8 protein-coding genes are annotated in these 7,409 nt (G+C 73.2%); 1 reads left to right on the top strand and 7 read right to left on the bottom strand.

Going from position 1 to position 7,409, the window contains the following annotated elements; translation table 11 throughout:
- The 4 genes from ONA70_RS06355 to ONA70_RS06340 form a co-directional block, all read right to left on the bottom strand.
- Nucleotides 1–307 (bottom strand): aldo/keto reductase (locus tag ONA70_RS06355; RefSeq protein ID WP_265005380.1); only part of this gene is annotated, 307 nt, incomplete at its 3' end.
- 122 nt (nucleotides 308–429) lie between these two features.
- Nucleotides 430–1,227 carry a nucleotidyltransferase domain-containing protein gene (locus tag ONA70_RS06350; RefSeq protein ID WP_265005379.1) on the bottom strand — a complete coding sequence of 266 codons (798 nt, stop codon included), beginning with the start codon at nucleotides 1,225–1,227 and terminating at the stop codon, nucleotides 430–432.
- The gene (locus ONA70_RS06345; protein ID WP_265005378.1) at nucleotides 1,224–2,900 is read right to left on the bottom strand and encodes an ABC-F family ATP-binding cassette domain-containing protein; all 1,677 of its coding nucleotides are present in this window, start codon (nucleotides 2,898–2,900) and stop codon (nucleotides 1,224–1,226) included. The genes ONA70_RS06350 and ONA70_RS06345 overlap by 4 nt, the downstream gene beginning before the upstream one ends.
- Before the next feature lie 41 nt (nucleotides 2,901–2,941).
- On the bottom strand, nucleotides 2,942–3,547 hold the full coding sequence (locus ONA70_RS06340; protein ID WP_265005382.1) for a class I SAM-dependent methyltransferase: 606 nt from the start codon (nucleotides 3,545–3,547) through the stop codon (nucleotides 2,942–2,944).
- A 125-nt stretch (nucleotides 3,548–3,672) separates the two neighbouring features.
- Here ONA70_RS06340 and ONA70_RS06335 point away from each other — a divergent pair, with 125 nt between their 5' ends.
- Nucleotides 3,673–4,794, top strand: coding sequence for a hypothetical protein (locus tag ONA70_RS06335; protein ID WP_265005377.1), 1,122 nt, complete (start codon nucleotides 3,673–3,675; stop codon nucleotides 4,792–4,794).
- 27 nt (nucleotides 4,795–4,821) lie between these two features.
- On the opposite strand, the gene truA is transcribed toward ONA70_RS06335, so the two are convergent.
- From truA to ONA70_RS06320, 3 genes are all read right to left on the bottom strand, one after another.
- Nucleotides 4,822–5,655: a tRNA pseudouridine(38-40) synthase TruA gene (gene truA, locus ONA70_RS06330; RefSeq protein WP_265005376.1), complete on the bottom strand. Its 834-nt coding sequence runs from the start codon at nucleotides 5,653–5,655 to the stop codon at nucleotides 4,822–4,824.
- A gap of 74 nt (nucleotides 5,656–5,729) precedes the next feature.
- Nucleotides 5,730–6,287 carry a 50S ribosomal protein L17 gene (gene rplQ, locus ONA70_RS06325; RefSeq protein ID WP_265005375.1) on the bottom strand — a complete coding sequence of 186 codons (558 nt, stop codon included), beginning with the start codon at nucleotides 6,285–6,287 and terminating at the stop codon, nucleotides 5,730–5,732.
- A 34-nt stretch (nucleotides 6,288–6,321) separates the two neighbouring features.
- Nucleotides 6,322–7,344 (bottom strand): DNA-directed RNA polymerase subunit alpha, encoded by a 1,023-nt coding sequence (locus ONA70_RS06320; protein WP_007073009.1) that lies wholly within the window; start codon nucleotides 7,342–7,344, stop codon nucleotides 6,322–6,324.
- Between the last annotated feature and the right edge of the window lie 65 nt (nucleotides 7,345–7,409).

Below are 7,409 nucleotides of genomic sequence, written 5' to 3'. Positions count from 1 at the left end.
CCCGGGCGCCGTGATCCGGCCCGTTCAGGCCGTGCATGTCCATGCCGAACTTGGTGGCGACCACCACGTCGTCCCGGCGGCCCTTGAGCGCCTGGCCGAGCAGTTCCTCGGAGCCGCCCTGCGGCTCGCCGTAGATATCGGCGGTGTCGAAGAAGTTGATGCCGGCGTCGAGCGCGGCGTCGACCACCGCGCGGGTGCCGTCGAGGTCGAGCTTGCGGCCGAAGTTGTTGCAGCCGATGCCGACCACGGACACCACGAGCCCGGAGTCGCCAAGTCGGCGGTAGGTCATCTCAGTCACGAGATCCACCCTATGCCGCCCGCCGCCGGCCACCGGCGGAGCCCGCAGGCCCGGCCGGCCTCCCGGGTGAGTCGTTCACGACATCAGCTCCATAGCGCCCCGGCACCTTCCCGCCGCCCGTGGCACGCCGCTCAGCCGAGCACGTCGGCGGCCAGCCGCCGCGCGTCGGCCAGCGTCCGGGCCAGCTCCGCAGGGGTACGCCCCACCGCGCCGAACAGCGCCTGCGCCCGGCGGGCGAAGTCGGGCGGCGCGCCCGGCAGCCGCCCCGCCGAGGCGATCATGCCCTTCTCGTTGACCAGCCATCGCCCGGCCCGGCCATGAAGGGCGTGGACCAGCACCCCGACCACCCGGAACAGGCAGCCGGCCACGTAGCCGGCGTCCCCGCCCGCCGCACCCTTCGCCGCCCCGTCGAGCAGGAAGCCGGCCTCCCAGCCACCGGCCACCAGCGCCGCACCGAGAGCGGACGGGTAGGCGAGCGTCTCCGCCCGCAACGCGCTCAGCTCCCCGGTCGGATCGGCGAGCGGCCGGCTCAGCGCCACCTCACCCGCGTACGCGTGCGAGTAGAACCCGAGCGGATGGCCGGCCTGCACGCCGACGGTGTAGCGGCCGGCCCGGCAGTCGTCCCAGACGGCGTGCACCCGGTCGAGGTCGCGGTAGATCCAGTCCACCGCCACCCCGCCGACGCGCAGCCAGCCGCCCCCGTCGACCCACGGCCCCCAGCCACCCGGCGCGGTGAGGTCCACCGTACCGTCGGCGACCGTGGCGGCCACCGCGCGCAGCCCGGCCACGTCGAGCCGGCCCCGGTAGTAGAGCCCGAGGTCCCAGTCGGAGTCGGGCCGGTGGTCGCCTCGGGCCCGGCTGCCGCCGAGCGCCACCGCGACCACCCCGTCGACCGCGCAGAGCCGGTCGGCCAGTTCGTCGTCGATCACTTGACGTCCCAGACCGGCTCCGGGGTCTCCACCACCTCGCCGTCCCCCCCGAAGAGCACGAACCGGTCGAACGAGCGGGTGAACCAGCGGTCGTGGGTCACCGCGATCACCGTCCCCTCGAACGCGTTCAGGCCCGCCTCGAGCGCCTCGGCAGAGGCCAGGTCGAGGTTGTCGGTGGGCTCGTCGAGCAGCAGCAGGGTCGCCCCGGAGAGCTCCAGCAGCAGCACCAGGAAGCGGGCCTGCTGTCCACCCGACAGGGTGCCGAACCGCTGGTCGCCCTGCCCGGCCAGCTCGTAGCGGGACAGCGCCGCCATCGCCGCGTGCCGGTCCATGCCGGCGCGGTGCTCGTCGCCCCGCCACAGGACGTCGACCAGCGTCTTGTCCATCAGCTCGGGCCGGTCGTGGGTCTGCGAGAAGTGCCCGGGCCGGACCCGCGCGCCGAGGCGGATCACCCCGTCGTGCGCGACGGGCGCGAGCGCCGCTGCGTCCACCGGGGTGTTGGCCGGGTCGGGGTCGGTGCCGCCCCTGGCGAGCAGGCGGAGGAAGTGTGACTTTCCGGTGCCGTTCGCGCCCAGCACCGCGACCCGGTCGCCGTACCACAGCTCCAGGTCGAACGGGTAGGTCAGGCCGTCGAGTTCGAGCTGCTCGGCGATCACCGCGCGCTTGCCGGTCCGCCCGCCGGTCAGCCGCATCCGGATGTCCTGGTCCTTCGGGGGTACGGGCGGCGGCCCGGCCTCCTCGAACTTGCGCAACCGGGTCTGCGCGGCCTGGTAGCGCGAGGCCATCCCGTCGTTGTACGCGGCCTTCTGCTTGTACATCAGCATCAGCTCGCGCAGCTTCTGGTGCTCCTCGTCCCAGCGCTTGCGCAGCTCGTCGAGGCGGGCGTGCCGGGCCACCCGCGCCTCGTGCCAGCTGGCGAAGCCGGCCGGGTGCACCCAGGCGCTGCCGCCCTCCACGGCGACCACCCGGTCGGCGGTCTGCGCCAGCAGCTCCCGGTCGTGCGAGACGTAGAGCACCGACTTGCCGGACTCCCGCAGCCGGCCCTCCAGCCAGCGCTTGCCGGGTACGTCGAGGAAGTTGTCCGGCTCGTCGAGGAGGAGCACCTCGTCCGGGCCGCGCAGCAGCAACTCCAGGGCGAAGCGCTTCTGCTGGCCGCCGGAGAGGGTCCGCACCGGCCGCTCCCGGGCGGCGTCCCAGGGCAGGTCGAGGACGATGGTGGCGACGGTGTCGAAGAGCACCTCGGCGTCGTACCCGCCGACCTCGCCCCAGGCGGCCAGCGCGTCCGCGTACGCGAGCTGGGCCTTGCCTGCGGCGGTGCTGTACTTGCCGCGGACCTCGGCCGCCCGCATGGCCGCCTCGGTCTCGACGAGCCGGCGGCCGGCGTCCCGCAGCGCCGGCGGGGCGAGCCCGAGGGCCAGGTCCGCGAGCGTGGAGTCGTCTCCGATCATGCCGATGAACTGGCGCATCACGCCGAGCCCGCCGGAGCGGGCGATCGCGCCGGTCTTCACCGGCAGGTCACCGGCGACCATCCGGAGCAGCGTCGTCTTGCCAGCGCCGTTCGGCCCGACCAGGGCCACCTTGGCGCCCTCACCGACCCGGAACGACACCTCGGCGAAGAGCTCCCGGCCGTCCGGGAGGATGTGCCCGACCCCAGCCACGTCCACGTATCCCACGCGGGCATCCTGCCCGAGGGGCCGGGACCGGCGACACTCGATTATCGGGTGACCCGCAGCACCCGGTAGCCCTTCTGGCTGGCGTGCCGCGTCACCTGCCAGCCCTGCTCGACCAGCCAGCGGTGCAGCGAGTCGCCGCCGAGGTGCCGGGCGACGACCAGCCAGGCGACCCCGTCCGGGGTGAGCCGGGGCAGCCAGCGCAGCAGCAGCTCGTGCAGCTCCGCCTTGCCGATGTGGATCGGCGGGTTCGACCAGATCTGGGCGAAGGTCAGGTCATCCGGTACGTCGGCCGGGGCGCGGACCCGGACCCGGTCGGCGGCGCCGACCCGTGCGGCGTTGGCGGCGGTGAGGTCCCGGGCACGCTGGTTGACGTCGACCGCCCAGATCGTGGCGGCCGGCGCGGTGGTGGCCAGTACGCAGGTGATCGGGCCGAAGCCGCAGCCGATGTCGAGCAGCGCACCGGTGACGTCACCGGCCGGCAGTTCGGCCTTGCGCAGCAGCACGGCGGTGCCGGGGTCGAGCCGGTCGGCCGAGAAGACCCCGCCGGCCGAGGCGAGGGTGTAGTCGCGCCCGGCGACGGAGAACTCGACCTCGCGCGGCTGGGCGGCGCTCGTGGGCTCAGCGGTGAAGTAGTGGTCGCCGGTCACGTCGGGCATTGTCGCACCGCTCACCTCGGGCGTCGGCGACGGTACGGCGGACAGGCGTGACGCAACACCGCCGGAATTTCGCGATATTACCCTCTAAAGGGGCAATCAGTCCTAAGGTGGCTCACATGGTGTATCGGTACGAGTCCGATGAGGACGCCTTCCTGGAGTACCCGAGGTCCGGGTCGGACCCGTCCGTGCCCGGCGCCACGCCGCCCCCGCCCGCGGGGCCCTCACCGTCCCGCTTCCCCACCCCGTCGCTGCCCCCGCCGGTGCGGCCCACCCGCCCGGCCACCGACGTCGCTCAGCCGCCGGCACCGGCCCCGCAGCCGCAGCCGGCCCGTCCCGTCGCCGATCCGGCCGTGCCCCCGGCCACCGTGGCGGCGCCGCAGCCGGCCGTCCCGCAGCCGTCACCGGCCTTCCGGGCCGCCGAGCCGCCGGATCTGTCCCGCACCCGCGGGGACGAACGGCGGCGCGGCGGCCGGACCTGGCAGGCGCTGATCGGCGGGTTCGCCGTCCTGGTCCTGCTCGCGCTCTGCGGGTTGGCCGTCGCCGCCCTGCTCCGGGACCGGACCGGCACCCCGCAGGCCGGCACGCCCACCGGTCAACCGGTGGTGGAGCAGTCCAGCGCCGCCGACGGTACGGACCTGGACTCCCGGGACACCGACCAGCTGGCGCTCACCGCCAAGGAGGTCTTCCCGGGCAGCCGGCTGGTGGTCACCGACGGCCAGCCGGCGTACGAGGTGTTGAAGACCAGCTCCAGCGGCAGCTGCCCGGTCGCGGCCACCGGTGAGATCGCCGACATGCTGGTCCGTCTCGGCTGCAACCAGGTGGTCCGGGCAACCCTGCGCTCCCCCGACGGCAAATACCTGCTCACGGCCGGCCTGTTCAACCTCACCGACGTGGCCAGCGCCCAGCGCGCGCGGGACCGGATCCGGCAACTGCTCGACGAACGGCAGGGCCGGTTCCGGGGCATGACCGCCGGTGACAACACCGAGGCGGTGGGCAAGGCGGCCGCCCGGGTCGGCTGGCAGGTACGCGGCCACTACATCGCGTACTGCCTGGTCACCCGGGCGGACGGGGAACGGATCACGACCACCGATGCCACGGTTCGGCAGATCCTGTACGACCTGATCGAGGTCCACCTGAACCGCGGCGTGCTGGAGCGCCGGGCGAACGGCGGGGTGGCCAGCCAGTCCACCGAGACCCCGACGGACGGCACCACCGGCCAGGACGGCACCGGTAACTGAAGACGCGCCGCCGGGCCGGGCCGGCGGTCAGCCCTCGGCGACCGGCACCCGGAGACGGCGGGTGAGTTCGGCGCGGCGGACGTACCCGGCGGCGTCATCCGGGTAGCCGACCTCGACCAGGGCCAGCCCGTGCGCCGGCGCCACGGTCACCTCGCTGGACCGCTCCCGGCGGGTCAGCAGGCTCGCCGGCCACGCGACCGGCCGGCGGCCGTCCCCGGCGACCAGCATCGCGCCGACCAGGCTGCGCACCATGTTCTGGCAGAACGCGTCGGCCTGCACGGTGGCGACCAGGATCCCGTCCGGCTCCCGCCGCCAGTCCAGCCGGGTCACCTCGCGCAGCGTGGTGGCGTTCTCCTTGCGCCGGCAGTACGCGGCGAAGTCGTGCTCCCCCACCAGCCCAGCCGCGGCGGCGTTCAGCGCCGTCAGATCCAGCGGCTTGGGCCAGGCGAGGGTGTCCGTACGGCGCAGCGGCTCCGCGCCCCACGGGGCGTCGGTGACCCGGTACTCGTAGCGGCGGAAGGTGGCCGAGAAGCGGGCGTCGAACTCGGCCGGCACCTCGGTCATCGCCCGGACCCGCACGTCGGGCGGGAGCAGCCGGGCGAGCCGGCGCACCAGCCTCCCCTCGTGCTGCCGCCAGACCTCGGTCGGCAGGTCGAGGTGGCAGACCTGCCCGGTGGCGTGCACGCCGGCGTCGGTCCGGCCGGCCACGGTCAGCCCGGTCGCGGTCCCGGCGCCGAGCACCAGGTCCACTGTCTCCATCAGCACCCCGGCGACCGTGCGCCGGGCGGGCTGGGCGGCCCAGCCGGAGAAGTCGGTGCCGTCGTACGAGACGTCCAGCCGCAGCCGGGTCCGCTCGTCCACCTCGTACCTCCCGTTGACGGCGTCGGGCCCGGCACCCCAGGGAGGGATGCCGGGCCCGACGATGTGCCTCAGCTTCAGGCCTTGTCCTCGCCGGCCTCGTCGCTGTCCTCGCGCGCCTCGGCGGTGTCACCGGAGGCGTGCACCGGCGGCTCGGAGTCCTGGTCGGCCGGGGCCGACACCGGGGTCTCCTCGGCCGGGGCCAGGGCCTCGACCTTGTCCTGCTGCGCGGCCTTGCGGGCGGCGGTCTTCTTGTTCGCCTTCGGCTCGGCGACCTGAAGCTCCTCCACCAGCTCGATGATCGCCATCGGAGCGGCGTCACCCTTGCGCGGGCCGGTCTTCACGATCCGGGTGTAGCCACCGTTGCGGTTGGCGTACCGGGGCGCGATCTGGTCGAACAGGGTGTAGACCACGTCCTTGTCCTTGACGACGGCCAGCACCCGCCGACGCGAGGCGAGGTCGCCCCGCTTGGCCTTGGTGATCAGCTGCTCGGCCAGCGGACGCAGCCGCCGGGCCTTCGTCTCGGTGGTCTGGATCTTGCCGTGCTGGAACAGCGACATGGCCAGGTTGGCCAGCATCAGCCGCTCGTGCGCGGGGCTGCCGCCGAGGCGGGGGCCCTTGGTGGGCGTGGGCATTGTTGGTGCTCCTCAGATGTGGCGGCAGCCGGACTTAGAGCTGCTCGGTCTCGCGGTAGTCGTCGGTGTCGTAGTCGGCCTCGCCGAAGGCGTCCACGACGTGCGCCGGGTCGAAGTTCGGAGCCGAGTCCTTCAGCCCCAGGCCCATCCCGGCGAGCTTCATCTTGACCTCGTCGATCGACTTCTGACCGAAGTTCCGGATGTCGAGGAGGTCCGCCTCGGTACGCCCGATCAGCTCACCAACGGAGTTGATGCCCTCGCGCTTGAGGCAGTTGTAGGAGCGGACGGTGAGGTCCAGCTCCTCGATCGGCAGAGCCAGGTCCGCCGCCAGCTGGGCGTCCTGCGGGGACGGCCCGATGTCGATGCCCTCGGCGGTCTCGTCCAGCTCCCGGGCCAGCCCGAACAGCTCCACCAGCGTCGAACCGGCCGAGGCCAGCGCGGTACGCGGGCCCATCGACGGCTTGGTCTCGACGTCGATGATCAGCCGGTCGAAGTCGGTCCGCTGCTCGACACGGGTCGCCTCGACGCGGTACGTCACCTTGAGCACCGGCGAGTAGATCGAGTCGACCGGAATCCGGCCGATCTCGGCGCCCGCCTGCTTGTTCTGCGCGGCGGTGACGTAGCCCCGACCCCGCTCGACGGTCAGCTCCATGTCGAGCCGGCCCTTGCCGTTGAGGGTGGCGAGCTTCAGGTCCGGGTTGTGCACCGAGACACCGGCCGGGGGCTGGATGTCACCGGCGGTCACGTCGCCCGGGCCCTGCTTGCGCAGGTACATGCTGACCGGCTCGTCGTGCTCGGAGCTGACGCAGAGCTCCTTGATGTTCATGACGAGCTCGACCACGTCCTCCTTGACCCCGGGGATCGTGGTGAACTCGTGCAGCACACCGTCGATCTTGATCGAGGTCACCGCCGCGCCCGGGATGGACGACAGCAGCGTGCGCCGCAGCGAGTTGCCCAGGGTGTAGCCGAAGCCCGGCTCCAGCGGCTCGATGGTGAACCGGGACCGGGTCTCGTTGATCGACTCTTCGGAGAGAGACGGTCGCTGGCTGATGAGCATCTTTTCTCTTCTCTTCCGGGGCGCCCGCCATATGACGCCCGACAAACTGTTCCGGTGGCCCGCCC

The organism is Micromonospora yasonensis (assembly GCF_026013475.1).
Lineage (GTDB): Bacteria > Actinomycetota > Actinomycetes > Mycobacteriales > Micromonosporaceae > Micromonospora > Micromonospora yasonensis.
This window is presented reverse-complemented; position numbering and strand designations above follow the sequence as displayed.

Coding starts and splice junctions, on each gene's coding strand:
- ONA70_RS06335 (WP_265005377.1), top strand. CDS start 3,673: ATGGTGTATCGGTACGAGTCCGATGAGGACGCCTTCCTGGAGTACCCG.
- rplQ (WP_265005375.1), bottom strand. CDS start 6,287: ATGCCCACGCCCACCAAGGGCCCCCGCCTCGGCGGCAGCCCCGCGCAC.
- ONA70_RS06320 (WP_007073009.1), bottom strand. CDS start 7,344: ATGCTCATCAGCCAGCGACCGTCTCTCTCCGAAGAGTCGATCAACGAG.